Annotated in this window: 19 protein-coding genes; 9 read left to right on the top strand and 10 right to left on the bottom strand. The window is 69.8% G+C overall.

Annotated elements, in window-relative coordinates; genetic code table 11:
* Positions 1-38: 38 nt before the first annotated feature.
* From HWX58_RS07915 to HWX58_RS07880, 8 genes are all read right to left on the bottom strand, one after another.
* Positions 39-3,080, bottom strand: a complete 3,042-nt coding sequence (locus tag HWX58_RS07915; protein ID WP_175986741.1) for a S8 family peptidase — start codon at positions 3,078-3,080, stop codon at positions 39-41.
* A gap of 145 nt (positions 3,081-3,225) precedes the next feature.
* Positions 3,226-4,683, bottom strand: a complete 1,458-nt coding sequence (locus HWX58_RS07910; RefSeq protein WP_175986739.1) for a sodium/solute symporter — start codon at positions 4,681-4,683, stop codon at positions 3,226-3,228.
* Complete coding sequence (locus tag HWX58_RS07905; RefSeq protein WP_175986736.1) at positions 4,680-5,078, bottom strand: heavy metal transporter; 399 nt, start codon at positions 5,076-5,078, stop codon at positions 4,680-4,682. The genes HWX58_RS07910 and HWX58_RS07905 overlap by 4 nt, the downstream gene beginning before the upstream one ends.
* Entirely contained in the window at positions 5,075-5,794 is a 720-nt protein-coding gene (locus tag HWX58_RS07900; protein ID WP_175986734.1) for a LytR/AlgR family response regulator transcription factor, read from the bottom strand. Before HWX58_RS07900 ends, HWX58_RS07905 begins: the two co-directional genes overlap by 4 nt.
* A complete protein-coding gene (locus HWX58_RS07895) occupies positions 5,791-6,981 on the bottom strand; it encodes a sensor histidine kinase (RefSeq protein ID WP_175986731.1) in 1,191 nt (396 codons plus the stop codon). The genes HWX58_RS07900 and HWX58_RS07895 overlap by 4 nt, the downstream gene beginning before the upstream one ends.
* Before the next feature lie 35 nt (positions 6,982-7,016).
* Entirely contained in the window at positions 7,017-7,838 is an 822-nt protein-coding gene (locus HWX58_RS07890; protein WP_175986729.1) for a carbohydrate ABC transporter permease, read from the bottom strand.
* Positions 7,831-8,751, bottom strand: coding sequence for a carbohydrate ABC transporter permease (locus tag HWX58_RS07885; protein WP_250646149.1), 921 nt, complete (start codon positions 8,749-8,751; stop codon positions 7,831-7,833). Before HWX58_RS07885 ends, HWX58_RS07890 begins: the two co-directional genes overlap by 8 nt.
* On the bottom strand, positions 8,744-10,072 hold the full coding sequence (locus HWX58_RS07880; protein ID WP_175986726.1) for an ABC transporter substrate-binding protein: 1,329 nt from the start codon (positions 10,070-10,072) through the stop codon (positions 8,744-8,746). The genes HWX58_RS07885 and HWX58_RS07880 overlap by 8 nt, the downstream gene beginning before the upstream one ends.
* Before the next feature lie 204 nt (positions 10,073-10,276).
* On the opposite strand from HWX58_RS07880, the gene HWX58_RS07875 reads away from it, so the two are divergent.
* From HWX58_RS07875 to HWX58_RS07865, 3 genes are read left to right on the top strand one after another with little or no spacing between them, the layout of a single operon-like run.
* Positions 10,277-11,731: an LLM class flavin-dependent oxidoreductase gene (locus HWX58_RS07875; protein WP_284690604.1), complete on the top strand. Its 1,455-nt coding sequence runs from the start codon at positions 10,277-10,279 to the stop codon at positions 11,729-11,731.
* On the top strand, positions 11,728-12,954 hold the full coding sequence (locus HWX58_RS07870) for an acyl-CoA dehydrogenase family protein (RefSeq protein ID WP_175986724.1): 1,227 nt from the start codon (positions 11,728-11,730) through the stop codon (positions 12,952-12,954). Before HWX58_RS07875 ends, HWX58_RS07870 begins: the two co-directional genes overlap by 4 nt.
* Positions 12,954-14,150, top strand: coding sequence for an acyl-CoA dehydrogenase family protein (locus tag HWX58_RS07865; RefSeq protein WP_175986721.1), 1,197 nt, complete (start codon positions 12,954-12,956; stop codon positions 14,148-14,150). The genes HWX58_RS07870 and HWX58_RS07865 overlap by 1 nt, the downstream gene beginning before the upstream one ends.
* A gap of 5 nt (positions 14,151-14,155) precedes the next feature.
* Here HWX58_RS07865 and HWX58_RS07860 read toward each other — a convergent pair whose 3' ends face one another.
* Together HWX58_RS07860 and HWX58_RS07855 are read right to left on the bottom strand one after the other, a co-directional pair.
* Positions 14,156-14,392, bottom strand: coding sequence for a YbdD/YjiX family protein (locus HWX58_RS07860; protein WP_250646148.1), 237 nt, complete (start codon positions 14,390-14,392; stop codon positions 14,156-14,158).
* Positions 14,393-14,423: 31 nt separating this feature from the next.
* The gene (locus tag HWX58_RS07855) at positions 14,424-16,709 is read right to left on the bottom strand and encodes a carbon starvation CstA family protein (protein WP_175986716.1); all 2,286 of its coding nucleotides are present in this window, start codon (positions 16,707-16,709) and stop codon (positions 14,424-14,426) included.
* 169 nt (positions 16,710-16,878) lie between these two features.
* Here HWX58_RS07855 and HWX58_RS07850 point away from each other — a divergent pair, with 169 nt between their 5' ends.
* From HWX58_RS07850 to HWX58_RS07825, 6 genes are all read left to right on the top strand, one after another.
* On the top strand, positions 16,879-17,421 hold the full coding sequence (locus HWX58_RS07850; RefSeq protein ID WP_175986714.1) for an ECF transporter S component: 543 nt from the start codon (positions 16,879-16,881) through the stop codon (positions 17,419-17,421).
* 87 nt (positions 17,422-17,508) lie between these two features.
* Positions 17,509-18,369, top strand: coding sequence for an energy-coupling factor ABC transporter ATP-binding protein (locus tag HWX58_RS15385; protein WP_175986711.1), 861 nt, complete (start codon positions 17,509-17,511; stop codon positions 18,367-18,369).
* On the top strand, positions 18,366-19,199 hold the full coding sequence (locus HWX58_RS15380; RefSeq protein WP_175986709.1) for an energy-coupling factor ABC transporter ATP-binding protein: 834 nt from the start codon (positions 18,366-18,368) through the stop codon (positions 19,197-19,199). The genes HWX58_RS15385 and HWX58_RS15380 overlap by 4 nt, the downstream gene beginning before the upstream one ends.
* Positions 19,196-20,029, top strand: a complete 834-nt coding sequence (locus tag HWX58_RS07835; RefSeq protein WP_175986706.1) for an energy-coupling factor transporter transmembrane component T — start codon at positions 19,196-19,198, stop codon at positions 20,027-20,029. Before HWX58_RS15380 ends, HWX58_RS07835 begins: the two co-directional genes overlap by 4 nt.
* Before the next feature lie 10 nt (positions 20,030-20,039).
* On the top strand, positions 20,040-20,915 hold the full coding sequence (locus HWX58_RS07830; RefSeq protein ID WP_175986704.1) for a siderophore-interacting protein: 876 nt from the start codon (positions 20,040-20,042) through the stop codon (positions 20,913-20,915).
* Entirely contained in the window at positions 20,912-21,466 is a 555-nt protein-coding gene (locus HWX58_RS07825) for an ECF transporter S component (protein WP_175986701.1), read from the top strand. Before HWX58_RS07830 ends, HWX58_RS07825 begins: the two co-directional genes overlap by 4 nt.
* Positions 21,467-21,470: the final 4 nt, after the last annotated feature.

The following is a 21,470-nucleotide window of genomic DNA, read 5'->3' as shown; positions in this document are numbered from 1 at the left end:
CCCGCGCCGAAGCCCGGGACGCCCTCCTCGACCAGCCGCTACTCGGCGTCGACCGTCACGACAGTCCGCACCGCGGAGTCGCCGTACTGCACGACACCGAGATAGCGAGTGCCGGCGGTGAGCCCCGACCAGCTGAGGTCGTAACTCGTCTGCTGGCCCTGAACCGCTTCGAGCGGATTCGGGGTCGCCGTGAACGCACCCTCACCGGACTCCGAGACGTTCGCGTAGGTCATGTCCCACGTCATCGGTCCGCTCGTCGAGTACACGTTCGCGACGACGAGATAGGTGCCCTGCGTCGGCGTCGGGATCGTCACCCGCTCGTCCGCGGATGCCGTCGCCGACTGCCACGACTCGTAGTACCGCAGGTCGTCCGCCGACACCACCCGGTAGACCGTCAGATCGAGGTCGCTGCCCTCGTCGTCCGACGAGTCCAGATCGAAGCGCGACAGCGTCGTGCCCTCGGGCACGTCCACGATCCACGCGACGTCCTTGTTGGCGTCGCCCGAGTTCTCATCTCCCGAGTGCCCCTCGACCGCGTTGTCCGGGACGGCCAGCAACTCGAACGGCGTGAGGCCGGCGAGGTTCAACGGCAGCTGGCCGTCGATCCCCGGGGTGATCTCGACCGTCGTCGAACCGTCGACACCGGTGCCCGCGACCTCGGCCGGAGCATCCGCCGTCACCGGGAACACGGCGACCGGCGTGCGCACGGCACCCGCGTCGCCCGTCCAGGTGAGCGAACCGGTGGCCCACTCCTCAACGGGTGCCGAGGCGTTGTCGAACGTGACCGTGTAGGTCGCGGTCTCACCGGCGCCGCCGAACGACAGCGTGGACGGCTCGACGCTCACGTTCACACCCGGGACGTCAGCGCTCACGGTGTACGTGCCCGCCGCCGTCGACGTCACGGTGCGCGTAACCGTCTGCGCGCTGGCGAGCGTGCCGATCGAGATCGACGCGAGATTGAGGTCGCTGCCGTCGATCGGCTCGATGGCGCCGAACTCCGCCAGTCCCTTGCCCTCGAGGAACGCCGCCCAGTCGGCCGCGCCGTTCAGATACAGCATCCCCGGGTTCAGGAACCGCGTCGCATCGACCTGACCGGCGCCCTGCGCGAACGGGTCGGTGTTCTTCGATCCGTCGGCGTTCACGGTGTCGTACGCCGTGGTCATCAGCGCGGACTTGACCTCGGCCGGCGACGCGGTCGGCCGTTCGCCGAGGTACAGCGCGCCGAGACCCGCCACGTGCGGCGACGCCATCGAGGTGCCCGAGAGGATGCCGAAGGTCGGCTTGTCCTTCTTGGCATTGTTCGTCGCGGCGAGGATCGCCACACCGGGGGCGGCGACATCGGGCTTCATGACGTCGCTGCCGTCGGCCTGCATGGGTCCACGGCTCGAGAAGCCCGCGATCTGCGGAACCGGAGTGGTCTCCTCCGTCGTGTTCTCACCGGTCAGGGCGATCGGGCGATCCGCCCCGCCCTGCACATAGGCCAGCACGGCCTCGCGGTGCACCGCCGAGAGGTGGACGGTCGGAACGGCGTGGAAGTCGTTGTCGAGCGAGTCCGCCTCACCGGGCACGTTGACGAGCACCATGCCGATGCCGCCGGCATCCTTCACGACCTGCGACTTCTCGACACGGGCGTTGACACCGCGGTCGCAGACCACGATGTGTCCGCTCACCTTGGCGGGGTCCAGGGCGCCGGGCTGGCACAGCCGCGGGTCCGCAGCGCCTGCTGCCGCCGCATCGCCCGCATAGATCGCAGGTCCCGTGACGGTCTCGCCGAACGGCACGGACACGGATGCTCCGGCCTGCGCGAAACCGTCGAAGCTGACCGTGCCCTCCCAGGTCGGGATGGTGGATGCCGCGACCGTGGTGTACCACGGCGATGCGTGATCGGCGGTCGAGGCGTCCGGTCCGGAGTTGCCGGCGCTGACGGAGACGAACACGCCCGCAGCTGCCGCGTTGAAGAACGAGATGTCGTCCGGCTGCAGCACCGAAGACGGCGCGCCGCCACCGATCGAGTAGTTGATAACGTCGACACCGTCGGTGACCGCCTGATCGATCGCGGCGATCAGGTCGCTGAGCGCGCAGATGTCGTCGGTCGTCACCAGCGGATCCGGGCCGACGTAGCAGGCCTTGTAGGCCGAGACCTTCGCCGCCGGCGCGACACCCGAGATGGTGCCGAACTCGACATCCTCGACCTGCGCTTCGACGCCGAAGTTGCCCGCGGCCGTGCTGGCGGTGTGCGACCCGTGTCCGTCGCCGTCACGCGGCGAGAGGTAGTCGTACTGGAAGTCGAAGCCCGCCGCGGCGGCGCCGGTGGAGAAGTAGTGGCCGCCCACGAGCTTGGTCGTGTAGTCGTGCTTATCCCAGTCCTGGCCGCCGACGATGGCGCTGCGGAACTGCGTGCCGTCGGACTTGTCGAAGTACACGTAGGAGCCATCGGTGTACGGCTGGCCGTCGCTCTTCTTGTTGTTCTTCTTCTTGAGCTTGTCCCCCTTGAAGGACGGATGCTCCGGAGCGATGCCGGTGTCGATGACACCGACCACGACCCCCTCGCCGGCGTGCCCCACGCCTCCGGTCTCCTCCCAGACGCCGCCCTTGCCCTTCTTGTCGTCGCCGAGGCCGAGGAAGTCGGTGGAGGACTGCGCGTCCGGGTGACGGATCTCGTCGGGGAACACGCCCAGGACGTCCTTCGAGGAGCGCAGCGCGTCGACCTGCTCGCCCGAGAGGTCTGCGCTGAAGCCGTTGAGGGTGACCTGATAGGTAGCATCGGGCGTCACGCCCTCGGTCTGCGTGAGCTTGCGCTGCTCGTTCTTCAGGTGCGCGACGTACTTCTGCGAGTCGGCGGAGTGCGCGTCGAGCGACTTGCCCTTGTCGGGCTTGGTGCGACGCAGCCCTGTGGTGTCGCCTTCGTAGGTGGCGAGCGGGTCGGCCTTCATCACGACGATGTAATGACCTGGCGTCCCGTCGACGGGTGTCGGATGCGTCACCCCCTCGACGCCTGCGAAGCTTGCGGTTGCCGAGGATCCGATGACGAGAGCGGCGAGTGCGACGCCGACCGTCAACCGGAGAGGTGATCGACCCATAGAGGTTCTCCGATGATCGTGTGCGGTCCCGTGACCGGCACTGTCGCTCAAGCTAACGGCGCCTCGGAGAGGACGCTATTGGCCGATTCGCCATACGGACTGCGACCTAGGGCGGAGTCGACCCCGGCCTTCTGGTGCGCCGGGCCTATCCCCGCTCCGGGGTGTGCAGCCGGGCGAGATAGCGGTCGGCCCGACTCGGCGTGCCCCGGGTGTCGAGCAGGGAGACCCCGACGCTCACCGCCGTCGCCAGCGGGATGGTCCATGCAGCGGGCTGCGCCAGCAGGGGCGCTGCGACGCCGATGCCGCCCACGGCCGCGTGCACGATGAGCGACAGCGCGCAGGCCACGCCCCCGGTCACGATGCCGGCGACGGCGCCTCGCGCCGTCAGCCCCGCCCACCAGACGCCGAGCAGCACGACGGGCGAGAGCATGGATGCCGCGAACACGAACACCATCCCGACGCTCGAGCCCAGCCCGGCCGGCGTCGTCACGAGGGCGATCGCGAGCGGAACAGCCGCGCAGAGAACGGCGGAGATCCGGAACGAGCGCACGGACCCCGAGAACACGTCCTGGCTCACCACCCCCGCGAGCGACACGATGAGGCCGGCCGATGTCGCCAGGAACGCCGAGAAGGCGCCGGAGACGACGAGCGCCGTGAGCAGCTCGCCGAACAGGCCCGGGAACACGCGCGACGGCAGGACGAGCGCGGCCGTGTCGGCGACCGCCGGATCGGCGAGGTCGGGCGCGAGCATCCGCGAGACCAGGCCCATCCCGCTCGAGACCGCGTAGAAAGCACTCACCATGACGATCACGAGCACTGTCGTCTGCCGTGCCGAGACGCCTGTGGGGCTCGTGTAGAACCGCACCAGGACGTGCGGCAGGCCCATGGTTCCCAGCAGCAGGGCGAGCATGAGCGAGACGGTCTCGTACAGCCCGAACCCTGCGGGCCCCGCCTCGACGGGGAACACCGCCACAGGATCGATGTCGTGCGGACCGCCGGTCAGGGCGAAGGCGATGCACACGAGCGGGATCAGCAGGGCGAGGAGCTTCAGCCAGTACTGGAACGCCTGCACGTACGTGATCGCACGCATGCCTCCCGCCGCCACCGAACCCGCCACGAGCACGGCGATCGCCACCTCGCCGGCCCAGGGCGGGAGCCCTGCGACGACGGTCAGGGTGAGGCCCGCCCCGTGCAGCTGCGGAACGATGTAGAGCCATCCGATGACGAGCACGGCGAGGCTGGTCACGCGTCGCGCGCGCTGGGATTCCAGCCGCGCCTCGATGAAATCCGGGATCGTGTACGCGCCGCTGCGCCGCAGGGGAGCCGCGACGAAGACGAGCACGAGCAGGTAGCCGGCGGCGTACCCGATCGGGAACCAGAACCCCCGGGCCCCCTCGAGCAGCACGAGTCCCGACAGCCCCAGGAAGGTGCCCGCCGAGAGGTACTCCCCACTGATCGCCGAAGCGTTCCACACCGGCCGCACGGTGCGCGAGGCGACGAAGAAGTCGCCCGTCGTGCGCGACACCCGCAGCCCGTACACGCCGATGAGCAGCGTCGCGATGATGACCAGCGCGACTCCGACGAGGTCGAAGACGGGGTTCATCCGTGCTCGTCGAGCGTTCGGAACGCCCGCTCGTTGCGTGCGGCCCCGCGCGCGTACAGCAGCGCGAAGAGGATGATCACCGGGTAGAAGGCGAAGGCGTGCAGGATCCACGACAACGGAAGCCCCGCAACGATCACGCGATCGATCTCGGGGATCAGCACGATGACGAGGGTGAGCACCGCCGTGACGATGATGAAGCCCGCGACCGTGCCGAGCGCGAGGCGCAGCTGGCTGCGGCGCAGGGCGCGCGCGTACACGGCATCCGCGTCGTCGACCGGCGATCCTGGCAGTGCGATGCCCCGGGTGGCCGCGGCACCCTTCGACAGGCTCAGGGAGCGGGCGACGGACGGCCCGTCTGCGGTCACCCGCACACGCCGCGGGGGATGCTCGGTCATCGCGCGCCCTCGCGGCGGACGAGCGCCTCACGGACGCCGGGGAGCAGGCGACGGCTGACCGGGAGCACGACCGCGCCGACCGACACGGACGGTTCGGCGCCCGACAGCCGCGCCTCGTCGATCGACGCGACCGCTGCCAGATAGGAGCGGTGCACGCGGACGAAACCGTCGGCCCAGCGCTGCTCGAGCTCCGAGATCGGGATGCGCACGAGATGGCCGGTCCCGTCGGCCGTGTGCAGCCTCGAATAATCGCCCTGAGCCTGCACCCAGCGCACCTCGCTGCGCTGCACGAAGCGCACGCTCGACCCGACGGTGACGGTCAGGACCTCGTCGCCCGGCGGGGCCGCCGCGGCGCCGCCCAGCTCGAGAACGCGATCGATCGCGCGCCGCAGCCGATCGGTGCGCACGGGCTTGAGCAGGTAGTCGGCGGCGCGCACGTCGAACGCGTCGACCGCGCGCGCGTCGTCTGCCGTCACGAACACGACGGCGGGCGGCTCGGCGAGCGCCGCGAGCGAGCGAGCCAGGTCCATGCCGCCCAGCCCCGGCATGTGGATGTCGAGGAAGGCGATCGTCACGGCCCGCTCGGTGAGCTCGCGCAGCGCCTGCGCGCCGGATGCCGCGAGGACGATCTCGCCGATGCGCTGATCTCGCCGCAGCAGGTGGGCCAGTTCGTCTCGCGCGGGCTGCTCGTCATCGGCGACGAGGACGTCGATCATCGCACTCCATCCCGTGCGGGGTCGTGCATCGGCTGCGACTTCGGGACCCGCATCCGCACCAGCGTACCGGCGCCAGTGTTCGTCTCCACGACCAGTCCCCCGTCTCTGCCGTACATCTGACGCAGGCGCGTGTCGACGTTGCGCAGGCCCACGTGCGCGCCGTCGACCGCCGAGGTCAGGAGCGTCCGCAGCACCTCGGGATCCATCCCCACGCCGTCGTCCTCGACCGTGATCTCGGTATGGGTTCCGTCGTCCACCGACGCGATGCGGATCGTCCCGCCGCCCTCGCCGGGCTCCAGTCCATGCCGCACGGCGTTCTCGACGAGCGGCTGGACGGACAGGAACGGGATGACGGTGGACAGGGTCTCCGGCGCGATCCGCAGCGTCACCTCGAGACGGTCGCCGAAGCGGGCGCGCTCGAGGGCGAGGTAGGAGTGGATGCTCTGCAGCTCCTCCGCCAGAGTCGTGAACTCCCCCTGGCGCCGGAACGAGTAGCGCGTGAAGTCGGCGAACTCGAGCACGAGGTCCCGGGCGCGCTCCGGGTCGACGTGGGTGAACGATGCGATCGCCGTGAGGGCGTTGTAGATGAAGTGCGGCGAGATCTGGGCCCGCAGCGACCGCAGCTCGGCCTCGACGAGCGCTGTGCGCGAAGCATCCAGCTCCCCCAGCTCGACCTGGGCTGCGCACCAATCGGCGACCTCGCCCGCCGCACGCACCAGTGCGGCGCGGACCGGCGCTGCGAAGGCGACCACGACGCCGACGACGGCGCCGTCCACGATGATCGGCGCACCGACCGCCTCGAGCGCCTCGCCGTCGGGGCTCGGGAACACCTGACGCCTACCGGAATCGCGGACACGGGCGGCGATCCGAAGAGCGGATGCCTCGAGCCCGTCAGCCGAGCCGTCGGTCGCGACGCTGACCTCATCGGCGACGATCGCGACGGCGGCGCTGCCCAGCAGCACCCGGAAGTGCCGTGCGGCCCGGGCGACGTCCGGCCCGCGCAGCCCGCCGCGCAGATCGCGGGCTGCGAGGCTCGCGTGGTGCATCACCTCGTAGGACGCCCGTTCTGCGGCGCTTCCGAGATCGGCTGTTCCGCGCGCGAGCCGCCACGCGAGCAGCAGCAGCACTGTGAGGACGATGCCGCCGAGCACGCCCAGAACGGCGGCGAGCACGACGGCGTCAGTCATGGCTTCAGCCTAGGGACTCGCCGGCGGCTCTCGCCTCAGCGCAGCGTCCCCGCCGTCAGCCCGCCGACGAGCCACCGCTGGAACAGCACCGCCGCCGCGAACACCGGGATCACACCGATGAATGACGCCGCTGCGATCTTGCCGAAGTGCGGAGTGCGGTCTCCGTAGAACAGGGACAGCGCGACCGGGAACGTCTGGGTGTCGGCGCTCTGCGTGAGGAAGGTCGCCAGCAGGAACTCGTTGTAGTTCAGGATCGCGACGATGATGCCGACGGCCACCAGGCTCGGGATCAGCAGCGGAGCGATCACCGAGACCAGGGTGCGGAAGGCCCCAGCGCCGTCGAGCGCCGCGGCCTCGTCGATCTCGTGCGGGATCCGGCGCACGAACCCCTCGAGCAGCCAGACGGCTACGGGCAGGTTGACGAGCGCGTAGACGAGCGTCAGCCCGACCAGCGTGTTGTTCAGGTGCAGCACCCGCAGCAAGGTCAGCAGCGGCACCACCGCGACGATCGGCGGAAGCAGCCACGGGCTCATGAGCGTCGCGCCGAGGGTGCGACCGCCCGTGCGGTAGCGGGCGATCGCCCAGGCGCCCGGCGTCGCGAGCACGAGAGTGAGAACAGCGCCACCGACGGCGGCGAGCAGCGAGTTGAGCACCGACTGGGGGATGCTCGATGCGAGCACGTCGCCCCAGTTCCCCCACTGCGGCGCCGCCGGAACCAGAGCCCCGGAGACCGTCTCACCGCGTCCCATCAGCGAGACCGAGACCAGGTAGAGCAGCGGCAGCACGGTGACGGTGAGCGCGACGATCAGCAGCGCTCCGCCCGTGCGCCGCGCGCGTGCTGAGAAGACCTCACTCATGCGCAGCCTTTCGTGTCAGCAGGACGATGGGCACGGTGACGGCCGTGACGATCACCGCGAAGAGCAGTGTCACCGCCGACGCCCGCCCGACATCGAACTCCTTCAAGGCGATCTGGTGGATGAGGTACGAGGTCGTCGTGGTCGACTGACCGGGTCCGCCGGATGTCATGACGAACACGAGGTCGAAGACCTTCAGGGCGATCACCAGTCGGATGAGGAGGACGGCCCCGACGGTGCCGGCGATGGTCGGCCACGTGATGTGCCGGAAGAAGGCGAATCCGTGCGCGCCGTCGAGGGCCGCCGCCTCCCGCACTGAGGCGTCCTGCGTGAGCAGGGCGGCGTACACGAGCAGGGCGACCAGCGGCGTCCACTGCCACACATCGGCGAGCCCGATCGCGGGCAGGGCCCACAGACTCGACGACAGCGGCGCGAAGGACGCAGGCTCCGCGCCGAAGCCACGGAGGATCGCGTCGATGAGACCGCCGCCCGGGTTGAAGATGAGCTTCCACAGCGTGCCGACCACGACCGGCGGCATGATCATCGGGAGCAGGAGCAGCGTGCGCACCAGAGAGCCGGCCCGTGTGGCGTTCACGAGCGCCAGTGCCACGACGACTCCGAGAACCGTGCTGGCCACCGAAACGGCGAGCGCATAGCCGACCGTGCGTGCGAGCGAGGCGACCACATCCCCGTCGGCGAGGACGGTCTCGAAGTTTCGTGTTCCCGTGAACGAGGCGAACGGGCGTCCGAGGCTCGACTCCGTGGCGGCGGCGGCGATCATGAACGCCAGCGGATACGCGCCCAGTACGAGGACGGCGAGGACCGTCGGGGAGATGAACAGGCGGTGAGCCCGAGCCGCTGACCCCGAACCGGGACCGGTAGCGCGGCGCGGGCTCACCGCGAGGGCATCAGCCAAGGATGTGCTCCCACTCGGCCTGCACCCGGTCCAGCGTCTCCTGGGCGGTTCCGCCCTCGCCGGCGAGGAGCTTGGCGAGCTCGTCGGTCAGAATCTGGGCGGCCTGCGAGGCGTTCTTGCCCGTCGGCCAGGCGAGCGATCCGGACAGCGTGGCACGGTTGACCTCCTGGAGCTCGGGGTAGGCCTCGCCGTACGCCTCGCTCTCCAGCGACGATTCACGGTTCGGGTCGATGCCCGTCTGCGGATCGGCCACGAGGAGCTCGGAGTTGATCTCGCTCGACGCCGCGAACTCGATGAACGCCTTGGCGAGATCGGTCTTCTGCGTGTTCGCCGCGATGACCCAGGTGAAGCCGGCGACCAGCGACGCACGGGACGCATCGCCCTCCCCGCCCACGGGGAGCGTGGTGACCTGCCACTTGCCGGCGACGGTCGAGTCGGGGTTCGTCTCCGACCCGACGCCGAGGTCGGTCCAGTTCTCGATGAAGGCAACCTTGCCGTCGTACCAGGCGCCGTTGCCGACGCCGAAATCCGTCTCGGCGGGAGTCGGGAACGCGTATTCGTTGACGTCCACGAGCGCCTGCGCCGCGGCGACGGCCTCCGGCGAGTTGATCGTGGGGTTGCCCTCCTCGTCGACGAAGCTGCCCCCGAAGCCCGCGAGGCGGTTCGCGAACGACGCCCCGAGGATCAGCGGCGACTTCTGTCCGAACACCGCGGCACCGTAGACGCCGTCGGCGCTCTCGTTCTCGGTGATCGTCTTGACGTCCTCGAGGTACTCGTCCCACGTCGTCGGCGGGGCGTCGATGCCATTGCGCTCGAGGATCTCGGTGTTCGAGAACAGCACGTGGGTGTCGCCGTCGAACGGCAGCCCGTACCGGCGTCCGTCGTACAGCGTGTACGGGTCGTAGATGGAGGGGATGAAGTCATCGGTCTCGATCGACGGCGTCGAGTCGATCCAGTCGGTGAGGTCCTGGATGGAGCCGTTCGCGGCGAGGTCGCCGATCGAGACGTACCAGGGTGCCGCCACATCGAACGTGTTCGCCCCGGACTGCTGGTCGAGGGCGAGCGTGGAGCCGATCTCGTCGTAGGGGACGATCGTCAGCTCGACGTCGGCGCCCGTGCGCTCCGTGAACTCCTCCTTGAGCCAGTTGGCGGCTCCCTCGTGAGAGGTGATCAGCAGTGCGCTGAGCGTCTGACCGGAGAAGTCTCCGTCGGCGCTGCCATCGGCGGACGTCGTGTCGGCGGCGCAGCCGGCCAGCACGAGCGATGCCGACAGCGCCGCGGCTGTCGTGACGGCGATCCGGCGTCGGATGTGATGACTCATGGGAACTCCTCGGGTATGGGTGCTCGTGCAGGAGCGAGGCGTGGGAACGACGTCATCGTAGGGACGCTCGAGCCGCCGCCGCTCGGGCTCCGTCATCGTCCGACGCAGGGCGTCATCCAGCGTCATCTGACGACGCCGAGCACCATCCCGGGCCGCTCCGCTCAGTAACCTCGGGGCACGATCTCCGCTCGAGAAGGACCCTCCGTGACCCGACGCTTCATCTTCAACGCCTTCGACATGTCGTGCGTGACCCACCAGGCACCGGGCCTGTGGCGCCATCCGGACAACGAGGCGCACCGCTACACGGACCTCGACTACTGGACGAGCCTCGCTCGGCTGCTCGAGCGCGGCGGCTTCGACGCCCTGTTCCTGGCCGACGTGCTCGGTGTCTACGACGTGTACCGCGACTCGGCGGCCCCCGCGCTCGGAGACGCGGCGCAGGTGCCTCTCGGCGACCCCATCGTGCCGATCTCGGCCATGTCGCACGTCACCGAGCGCCTGGGGTTCGGCGTCACCGTGGCGCTGACCTACGACCAGCCCTACGCCCTCGCTCGACGGTTCTCGACACTCGACCACGCGACGAGGGGACGCATCGGATGGAACGTGGTCACCAGCTATCTGAACTCCGCCGCGACGAACCTCGGGCTCTCGCAGCAGATCGCCCACGATGACCGCTACGGGATCGCCGAGGAGTTCCTCGATGTCACCTACAAGCTGTGGGAGGGCTCGTGGGAGGACGGCGCCGTCGTCCGCGATCGCGAGACGGGCGTGTTCACCGACGCGACTCTGGTGCATCCGATCGCCCACGAGGGAGAGCACTTCCGGGTGCCCGGCATCCATCTCGCTGAGCCCAGCCCCCAGCGCACCCCGGTGATCTTCCAGGCCGGCGCTTCGCCTCGCGGCAGGGAGTTCGCGGCGAAGCACGGCGAGGCGATCTTCATCAACGGTCTGCGCCCCGAGATCACGCGCGCGATCACCGACGACATCCGCGACCGCGCCGAGCGGATCGGGCGACCGCGCGACTCCGTGCGCATCCTCACCCTCGCGACGGTGATCGTCGCCGCGACCGACGAGGAGGCGCAGGCGAAGTACGACGACTACCGCCAGTACGTGAGCCTCGAGGGAGCGCTCGCGCTCTACGGCGGATGGTCGGGACTGGACCTGTCGGAGTTCGAACCCGACGTGCCGCTGAAGTACGTGGACACGGATGCCGCGCGCTCCGCGCTGTCGATCTTCACCAAGGCGGACCCTGAGCGCGAATGGACGCCGCGCGACATCGCCGAGTACGTCGGCATCGGCGGCATCGGCCCCGTCATCGTCGGCAGCCCCGCGACGGTCGCCGACGAGCTGGAGCGCTGGGTCGACGTCGGCGGCGTCGACGGCTTCAACCTCGCCTACGCGGTCACCCCCGGCACCTTCGAGGACTTCGTCGAGCACGCCGTCCCCGAGCTCCGCCGACGCGGTCATCTCCGTGACGACCTGCCCGGCACGACCCTGCGAGGGCGTCTCCAGGGCGACGGCTCGCCGACCGTGCCCACGTGGCATCCGGCGCACGCCTACCGCGGTGCATACGCGAACCGCCCCTCCGCGGCCGACGGGATCCGACCGGCCGCTTTCGACACGACGACCGACCTCATCACGGAAGGAAGCAGAGGATGACCGACATCTCACTCTCCGCAGCGCGCACCCCCTGGACAGGCACGGCTGATCCCGCCGAGCTGTCCCACTGGGATGCTGTCGCCGAGCGCGTCGCCGATGTGCTCCGCTCCGACGCTCTGGAGCGCGACCGACGGGGCGCCGATCCCCGCGACGAGCTCGACGTGCTGCGCGACGCCGGCCTCGTCGACCTCCTGCACCCGGCCGAGTTCGGCGGCGGGGGCGGGCACTGGGAGAGCGCCTTCCGGGTCGTGCGCATCCTCTCCCGTGCCGACGCCTCGGTCGCGCAGGTGCTCGCCTACCACTACATCAACTCGGGCAACATCGGCTTCGCAGCCGACCCCGCCTCGCAGGCCGACTGGTACCGCCGCTCGGTGCAGGGGCACTGGGTCTGGGGCGACTCGGTGAATCCCGTCGACCCCGACCTCGTGCTGACGCCGGAGGGAGACGGCTACCGCCTCACCGGCCTCAAGCGCTTCTCGACGGGCGCCTCGGCCGGCGACGTCGTGCTCGCGTCCGCCATCGTGAACGGCGGCGACCGCGACGGCGAGTCGCTGCTGGTCGTGCTCGATCACGACGCACCGGGCATCCGCTACCTCGGCGACTGGGACGCGCTCGGTCAGCGTCTGTCCGCGAGCGGCTCCGTGCGCTTCGACGAGGTCAGGGTGGAAGCGGCGGATGTCCTCGCGCCGCTCACCGATGAGCCCTTCGCGAGCCTCATCACACCGGGGATCCAGCTCGCCTTCGGCAACATCTACCTGGGGATCGCCGAGGGCGCGCTGGCGCGAGGCGTCGAACTCGCCCGCAATCGCCACAACTCGTGGTTCCTCTCGACGGTCGACCGCTACCGCGACGACCCGTTCGTGCAGCGCGTGGTCGGCGACTTCTCGTCGCGCATCGCCGCCGTCGAGGCCCTCGCCGATCTGCGCGGGCGCCGTTTCGACGAAGTCGCCGCGCTCGGCGACGACGTCACCGCCCAGGTGCGGGGCGATCTCGAGATCGCGATCGCGCAGCTCAAGGTCGTCTCCAGCGACACCAGCGTGGAGGTCGCCAACCGCATCTTCGAGATCACCGGATCGAGTTCGGCCAAGGCCTCGGTGGGTCTGGACCTGTTCTGGCGGAACGTGCGGACGCATTCGCTGCACGATCCGGTCGATTACAAGAAGCTCGAGGTGGGCGCCTGGGTGCTCAACGGCGAGCTGCAGCCGATCTCGCTGTACACCTGATGACGCACGCAGACGCGGTCAGTGCCATCCGATCGCTCCTCCCCGGCATCGCCGGTGGGGTGCTGGAGAGGGAACGCGAGCGGGCTCTCCCCCGGGCTCAGGTGAAGGCGCTCACGCTCGCCGGTCTCGGATGCCTCCGCATCCCGAGGGAGGACGGCGGAGAGGGACTGGGATGGGTCGAGTTCGCCGAGCTTCTCGTCGAACTCGCCGAGGCCGACTCGAACCTGCCGCAGATCTTCCGCGGACACATCGCGTTCGTCGAGCACCTGCTCGCGGCGCCGCCCTCGGAGCATCGACAGGCGTGGATCGACCGCATCGTCGGCGGGGACCTCGTCGGCAACGCCTGGAGCGAGACCGGCGGCGTCGCGCTCGGCACGAACGCCACGCGGGCGACGCGCGCCGCTGACGGCGGGTGGTCGGTGACGGGGAAGAAGTTCTACACGACCGGCAGCATCTTCGCCGACTGGATCGATGCGACAGTCGATGCCGACGGCACCGCCGCGACCGCACTCATCCGCACCGGTCAGCCCGGGGTCCGTGTCGACGACGACTGGGACGGCTTCGGTCAACCCGTGACCGGAACCGGCACGGCCGAGTTCACGGACGCCAGCGTGGACGAGGCAGACCTGGGCGCCTTCGCGGATCGCTTCCGCTACCAGACGGCCGTTTACCAGCTCGTGCTGCTCACGGTGCTCGCCGGCATCGCCTCGGCGACGCGCCGGGATGCCGCCGACGCCGTGGCCGCCCGCACCCGCACGTACAGCCACGGCAACGCCACGCGCACGCAGCACGATCCTCAGGTCCTGCAGACGATCGGAGAGATCGACGCCACCGCCTTCACGGCGCGCGCTCTCGTGAACGAGGTCGCCAGAGCCGTCCAGCTCGCCGCCGACACCGCGCACGATCCTGACGGCGCAGCGCATCGCGACGCCGTGGTGGCCGCTGAATTCGCGTCAGCCCGCGCCCAGGTCGTGCTCTCGCAGTCGGTTCCCGCCGCTGCGACGCGGCTGTTCGACACGCTCGGCGCGTCCGCGATCAGCGCGTCCCGGTCGTTGGACCGGCACTGGCGCAACGCCCGCGCGGTCGCCTCGCACAACCCGTGGCTGTTCAAGGCGCGGCAGCTCGGGGATCTGACCGTCAACGGCACCGTCCCCGACTTCGTGTGGAGCATCGGGGTCGCGGCACCGGCCGGCTGATCCGATCAGCAGCAGCGGGCTCCCGGGTTGCGGTCCTGCTCGTCCATGCGGTCTCGCCAGAACTGCCGCTCGGTCATGGGCTGCTCGTCCGTATGGGTCCGCCGGTGATGCGCAAGATACGTCTCGTAGGCGGTGTCGCCCATGAGACCCCGCATGTACCAGCGGATGCCGTGACCGACCCTGACCGTCCACGCGGCGAGCGCGCGGAGCGGGTCGGTCACGGCATCCGTCTGATTCGTCATGGAGGCCATCCTCCGATTCTGCATCAATGGATCAGTGCGCCGACGTCCGGTGCTCGTCTGCCAGGATCGGCTCCCATTCCTTCTCGAGCTCGCGCTCGGCCTTGGTCGGGATGAAGCCCGCAGGCGCGTAGCGCTGGGAAGCCACCGGCTCGTCCTCGGTGTTCTCGCCGCCGCCGTTTCGGATCGCCTTGATCGTGACGAGGACCGCGACGATCATCACGATGATCGCGAGCACCACGAAGATGATCGACAGCGTGCCCTGCACGGCGGTGTTGCGGATGACGGCTTCGAGCACGGCGGTCTCGCCGAGGCTCGTGTCGCCCGACGCGAGTGCCTCCCGGTACTTGACGTTGTTCGCCCAATAGCCGATGGCGGGCACCGGGGAGAAGATCTTGTACATGGATGCCGTGATGGTGACCACAGCGGTGAAGGCGAGCGGAAGAGCCACGATCCACAGCCAGCGCAGGTAGTTCTTGCCGCGCTTGGCGACGATCGCCATCACCACGGCGAGCGCGATCGCCGCCAGCAGCTGGTTGGCGATGCCGAACAGCGGGAAGAACGTGTTGATGCCGCCGAGCGGGTCGGTGACGCCGAGGATGAGGATGTAGCCCCAGCCGGCGACCATGATCGCGGTGCAGATCCAGACGCCGGGACGCCACGAGACGTCGCGGAACTTCGGGAACCAGGCGCCGATCGTGTCCTGCAGCATGAAGCGGGCGACACGGGTGCCGGCATCCACAGCCGTGAGGATGAACAGAGCCTCGAACATGATCGCGAAGTGGTACCAGAACGCCATGAGCGCCTGACCGCCCAGCGCCTGCTGCATGATGTGCGCGAGGCCGAGCGCGAGTGTCGGGGCGCCACCTGTGCGCGAGACGATCGACGGCTCGCCGACGGCCTGGGCCGTGCCGGTGAGGATCTCCGGCGTGATGTTCACGCCCGTGAGCCCCAGCGAGTTCACGAACGCCACCGCGCCTTCGACCGTGCCGCCGGTGGATGCCGCCGACGCGTTCATCGCGAAGTAGATGCCCTGGTCGATCGAGATCGCGGCGACGAGCGCCATGATCGCGACGAACGACTCCATGAGCATCCCGCCGTAGCCGATGAAGCGCGTCTGACGCTCCTTCTCGATGAGCTTCGGGGTCGTCCCCGACGAGATCAGGGCGTGGAAGCCCGACAGAGCACCGCAGGCGATCGTGACGAACAGGAACGGGAACAGGGGCCCGGCGAACACCGGACCGAGGCCGTTCTCGCCGAAGACCGTGACGGCGGGGACCGAGATCTCCGGGCGCACGATCACGATCGCGCCGGCGAGCATGACGATGACGCCGATCTTCATGAACGTCGACAGGTAGTCGCGCGGGGCGAGCAGCAGCCACACGGGCAGGATCGCTGCGATGAAGCCGTAGACGATGATGCCCCAGGCGATGACCTCGCGGTCGAGGTGGAACATCGCGGCGCCCCACTCGGTGCCCGCGACCCAGCCGCCGCCGATGATCGCGCCCATGAGCAGCACGAAGCCGATGATCGAGACCTCGGTGACCTTGCCGGGGCGCAGGAAGCGCAGATACACCCCCATGAACAGCGCGATCGGGATCGTCATCGCGACCGAGAAGACGCCCCACGGGCTCTCGCCGAGGGCGTTGACGACGACGAGGGCGAGGATCGCCACGATGATGATCATGATGAGGAGGGCGGCGATGATCGCGGCCGAGCCGCCGATCTTGCCGAGCTCCTGCCGCGCCATCTGGCCGATCGTGCGGCCGCCGCGGCGCATCGAGAAGAAGAGGACCGTGTAGTCCTGCACGGCGCCGGCCAGCACGACGCCGACGATGATCCAGATCGTGCCGGGGAGGTAGCCCATCTGCGCGGCGAGCACGGGCCCGACGAGCGGGCCGGCGCCGGCGATCGCGGCGAAGTGGTGGCCGTAGAGGATGCGCCGGTCGGTGGGGACGAAGTCCTTGCCGTCCTGCTTGACCTCGGCGGGCGTCGCACGCCGGTCGTTCGGGCGTGTTATGTAGCGCTCGATGACCTTCGAGTAGAAGCGGTAGCCGATCAGGTAGGTGCAGACCGCGGCGAACACGAACCAGATCGCGTTGACGGTCTCACCGCGGACGATCGCGAGCATCGTCCAGGCGACAGCGCCCAGCAGCGCGATCGCGGCCCAGAGGATGATCTTCGGCAGAGTCCAGCGGGATTCCTTGGCATCCTGCTCAGGAGTGAGAGAGGTGGGCGGGAGGTTCGGATCGCCGACGAGCTCGGGCTCGCCGTCCAGGGTGGCGCCGGCGCGTGAGCGGCGCGAAGAAGGTGATGACATGGATGCTCCTTGTGTGCGCGTCATTGCGTGATCCAACGCTAGGAACCGGACGGGGCCGATGCGGGGCGATCGGCGGGCGGATGCGACGAGCGGCACCGACCGGGCGACGAACGGCTTTTCACCGGCTGCCGCCGGGCCCGTGCGACGACCGCGCCGCTAGGCTGATCTGGTGCCGAAGAACCGCGTCCCGTCGACCCGCGTGCTGCTCATCTGCGCCGCTGTCGGCGTCGCGACGGGACTCGTCTCGGCCGGATGGGCGGGCCTCCACGTCATCGCCGCAGCGGGCGCCATTCCGCTGTACGGACTCGTCCTCGGATTCCACGTCCTCCCCGGGGTCATCGCCCAACAGGTTCTGCGGGCTCCGTGGGTGGCACTCATCACGCATGCGATCGCAGCGCTGATCGGCCTCGCCTTCGTCCCCGCCATGGCCGGGCGCTATCTGCTCGCCGCCGTCGTGTTCGGGGGCGTGCAGGAGGGCGTGTCCGCCCTCACCCGATACCGGCACTGGGAGCCCTGGCGGTTCCTGCTGTCCTCCGCCGTCACCGGCATCGTGATCGCGGTGCCGCTGTGGTTCGCATTCCACGTCTCGACGCTTGCACCGTGGGCGGCGGCCGGCTTCGCCGTGCTGTTCGTCATCGGTCCTGTGGCGTGGACTGTGATCGGGCTCGCGATCGGCAGCGCCCTGCGCAGAGCGGGCGTCATCCGCGTCTGACCCGTCGCGCCCCGCATGCGGTCGTATGCGCATCAGGTAAGGCTCAGCTAACCTGAAGGGGTGCCTCCGTCCGCGCCTCATCTCCGCGTGCGTGATCTGTCGATCACCCACGCCGGCGCGACGCACCCCTCACCGAGGTCCGTCAGCGTCGATGTCGCGCCCGGCGAGGTCGTGCTCGTGCTCGGCCCGAGCGGATCGGGCAAGTCCACCCTGGCGCTGGCGTTGAACGGCCTCGTCCCCCAGTCGGTGCCCGCGACCGTCACCGGCTCGGTCGAGGTCCGGGGCCGGAGCACCGCCGAGACCCCGGTTGCCGCACTCAGCGCCGACGTCGCGATGGTGTTCCAGGACCCGGATGCGCAGATCGTCACGGGCACCCTGCTCGACGAGGTCGCGTTCGCGCTCGAGAACCTCCTCCTTCCTGTCGACGAGGTGCTCTCGCGGTCGGAGCAGGCACTGCGCCGTGTCGGGCTGTGGGACCGTCGCGGGTGGAACCCCGATCGCCTCTCCGGCGGAGGGCGCCAGCGTCTGGCGATCGCGTGCGCCATCGCGATGGAATCGCCCGTGATCGTGCTCGACGAGCCGACCGCGAACCTCGACGCTCAGGGCATCGACGACGTCTACGAGGCGCTCGCAGATCTCGTCGCAACCGGCGATCGGGCGATCATCCTCGTCGAGCACAACCTGGATGCCGCGATGCGCTTCGCGACCAGGGCGATCGTCCTCGACCAGCAGGGGCGGCTCGCGTTCGACGGCCCGGTCGGGCAGGTGCTGCGCGAGAACGCCGACGAACTGCTGACGATGGGCGTGTGGCTGCCCGCCGCGACGCTCGCGGGTCGGATGCTGCGCGAACGCGGCATCCTGCCCGACGACGCTCCGCTGCCGCTGACCCCCGAGGAGCTCGCGGGGATGGTGGGCGACCCGCAAGTGGATCTCCCCACGGGGCGTTGAGCGAGCGCAGCGAGACGAAACGGATTGAGCGAGCCGAAGGCGAGTCGAAATCGGCCGCGGCGATCGTCCAGGCCCGGAACCTCACCGTGAAGCGCAGCCGCGCCGAGATCCTGCACGGCATCGACCTCGACATCCCCGCAGGTTCCCTCACCGCCGTCGTCGGCGCGAACGGCGCCGGCAAGACGACCCTCATGCAGGCATTGGCCGGGGTCGTCCCGCCGCCACGCGGCCGCGTCGTGATCGGCGACCTCGACCCGGGTCGGGCGTCCCCGCGCGAGATCGCCTCGCGCATCGGCTTCGTGTTCCAGAACCCTGAGCACCAGTTCATCGCGCACACCGTCTTCGACGAGCTCGCCCACGGGCTCCGCCTTCGCCGCGTGCCCGATGCCGAGATCGCGAAACGCGTCGGCGAGATGCTCCGGCGGTTCGGGCTCGAGCACAAGGCCGAGGTGCATCCGTTCCTGCTCTCCGGCGGCGAGAAGCGGCGGCTATCGGTCGGCACAGCCCTGATCACCCGCCCCGGTGTGCTCGCCCTCGACGAGCCGACCTTCGGGCAGGACCGCGCCCGCGCCGACGAGCTTCTGCGCCTGCTGGCGGACCTCCGCGCAGACGGCACCACGGTCCTCATCGTCACGCACGACCTGCAACTCGTCGCCGACCACGCGACGCACACCGTGATCCTCGCCGAGGGGCGGGTGCACGCATCGGGACCGACCGTCGAGCTGTTCGCCACGGACGGGCTTTTCGAGTCGGCGGGCCTCCGCCTCCCCGCGCTGCACCGCGCCCTGAATCCGCGGCTGCGCGGCATCCTCGCGGAGGCCGCCGGATGACCGCCATCACCTCGCCCACGGCGCCCATCGACCCGTATTCGCCCGGAGTCCCGGCCCCGGCACGGCTCTACCTGAACCATCTCAATCCTCTGGCCAAGGTGGCGGCGGTCCTGCCGGCGATCGTCCTGCTCGTCTTCGTGCAGGATCTCGAGACGCCGCTGTGGTTCATCGTGCTCGCCTATGCGCTGATCCTCTCCGGCACCCGCATCACCGCGCGCACGGCGGCGCTGCTCTTCCTCGCGATCCCTCTCGGTGTCGCACTCATCGGATTCGGGTTCTCGCTGTGGGTGGATGCCGCCGGCGTCGACGGCACCGCGCCGCTGCTCCGGGTCGGCGGGTGGACGCTGTTCACCGGCGCCCTCGAGATCGGGTTCGCCACCGCCCTGCGACTGGCATCCATCCTCGCCCTCGCCCTCATCGGCGGGCTCACCACGACCGGGCCCGACCTCGTGCGCGCGAGCATCCAGCAGCTGCGCGTTCCGTACCGGATCGGTTACACGGCGCTGGCCGCCTACCGCTTCGTGCCGCGGTTCGGGTACGAGCTGAGCGTGATCCGCGCAGCCCACCGGGTGCGCGGCCATCACGGCGGCGGCGGGCCGTTCGCGCGCCTGGCCCGCGGCTGGGGGTACATCGTGCCGCTGCTGGCCGGTGCCATCCGGCATGCCGAGCGCGTCGCCCTGGCGATGGATGCCCGCGCCTTCGGCGCCCACCCGACACGGACCGAGCGACACCTCGTGCCGTTCCGCACCCGCGACACCGTCTTCATCGCCGCCTTCATCGCGGCATCCGCCCTGATCTTCTCGCTCACGTTCCCGTGGGCACCCGCCTGAGAGGCACAGCATGGCATTCAGCAAACAGGTCAAGCCGCACAGCACGCAGCTCATCCCCCTCGAGGTGCTCCGCACCGAACGGCTCGCGCCGCACTGGATGCGCGTCACCCTCGGCGGCGGCGAGATCGAGAAGTATCGTCCGATGGGCTACGACCAGTGGTTCCGGCTGTTCATTCCGGTCGCCGGAGACACCGGACTCGAACGCGTACCGGCGAAGGCGCACAAGCTGTTCGGCTACCTCAAGTTCCTGCGGATCCCCGACGGCGAGCGACCGGTCATGCGCAACTACACGGTGCGCGCGTACCGGCCGGCCGCGGGCGATCGCGGAGCCGAGATCGACGTCGACTTCGCCCTGCACGGTTCAGCCGCCGACGGCACGGCTGGTCCGGCATCCCGCTGGGCGGAGACCTGCGAGCCGGGTGACCGCGTGCTGATCATCGACGAGGGGCTGATGTTCAACCCGGAGCGCGGCACCGATCGTGTCGTGCTCATCGGCGACGAGACGGCGCTGCCGGCGATCGCCTCGATCTGCGCATCGCTGCCGGAGACGGCGTCCGGAACCGTGATCATCGAGGTGCAGAGCCAGGACGACGCCCTCGGATTCGCGCATCCGGTCGACGTGAGCGTGCAGTGGCTCGCGCGACCGCATGCGGCCGTGCCCGGGGCGCTCGCGCTCGAGGCGCTGCGCGGGATCGCTCTGCCGGATGCTCCGTTCCACGCGTACGCGGCGGGAGAGCAGGCGCTCGCATCCGGGGCGCGCAAGCAGCTCGTCACCGAGCGCGGCGTCGATCGGAACGCCGTCAGCTTCTGCGGCTACTGGAAGGTCGGCGCCGCATCGCCGAGCTCGAAGACGGCCCGTGAGATCGCCGCGGAGCCGCTGGCATGAGCGGCACCGCCCCGCGCAGATCGGCGATGCCGACGACGCTGCTGTTGACCTGCGCCGCGCTCGGCGTGGCCGGCGGGCTGCTGCTGGCGCCCGCGAACTGGCTCTCGACCGTGCTGCTGTCGCTGGGCAACCCGACGCTGTCGGTGGCGATCACGGGACTGTGGGTGCTGCCGTCGGTGATCGCGCTGCGGCTGCTGCGCCGGCCCCTGGTCGGCATCCTCGTCGGCATCATCGCCGGGCTCGTGATCGTGCCGTTCTCGGGGTACGGCTTCTACAGCGTGATCACGAACGCGTCCTGGGCGCTGCCGGCCGAGCTGCCGTTCATGCTCGTGCTGTGGCGGTACTGGAAGACCTGGATGCACTACGCCGGAGCGGCCGTGCTCGGCGTGGTCTACCCGCTGTTCTCGTGGGAGTTCTTCCACATGGGATCGCAGCCGCTGTGGTCGCAGATCCTCTTCTTCGCGGTCACGTTCGCCAGCTGCATCGGCGCGACCGCGCTCGGCATCCTCATCGCCGATCGACTGCGCGCCGCCGGCGTCGGGCGGCGCTGAGGGC

The sequence above is a fragment of the Microbacterium tenebrionis genome (assembly GCF_903645325.1).
Classification (GTDB): domain Bacteria; phylum Actinomycetota; class Actinomycetes; order Actinomycetales; family Microbacteriaceae; genus Microbacterium; species Microbacterium tenebrionis.
This window is presented reverse-complemented; position numbering and strand designations above follow the sequence as displayed.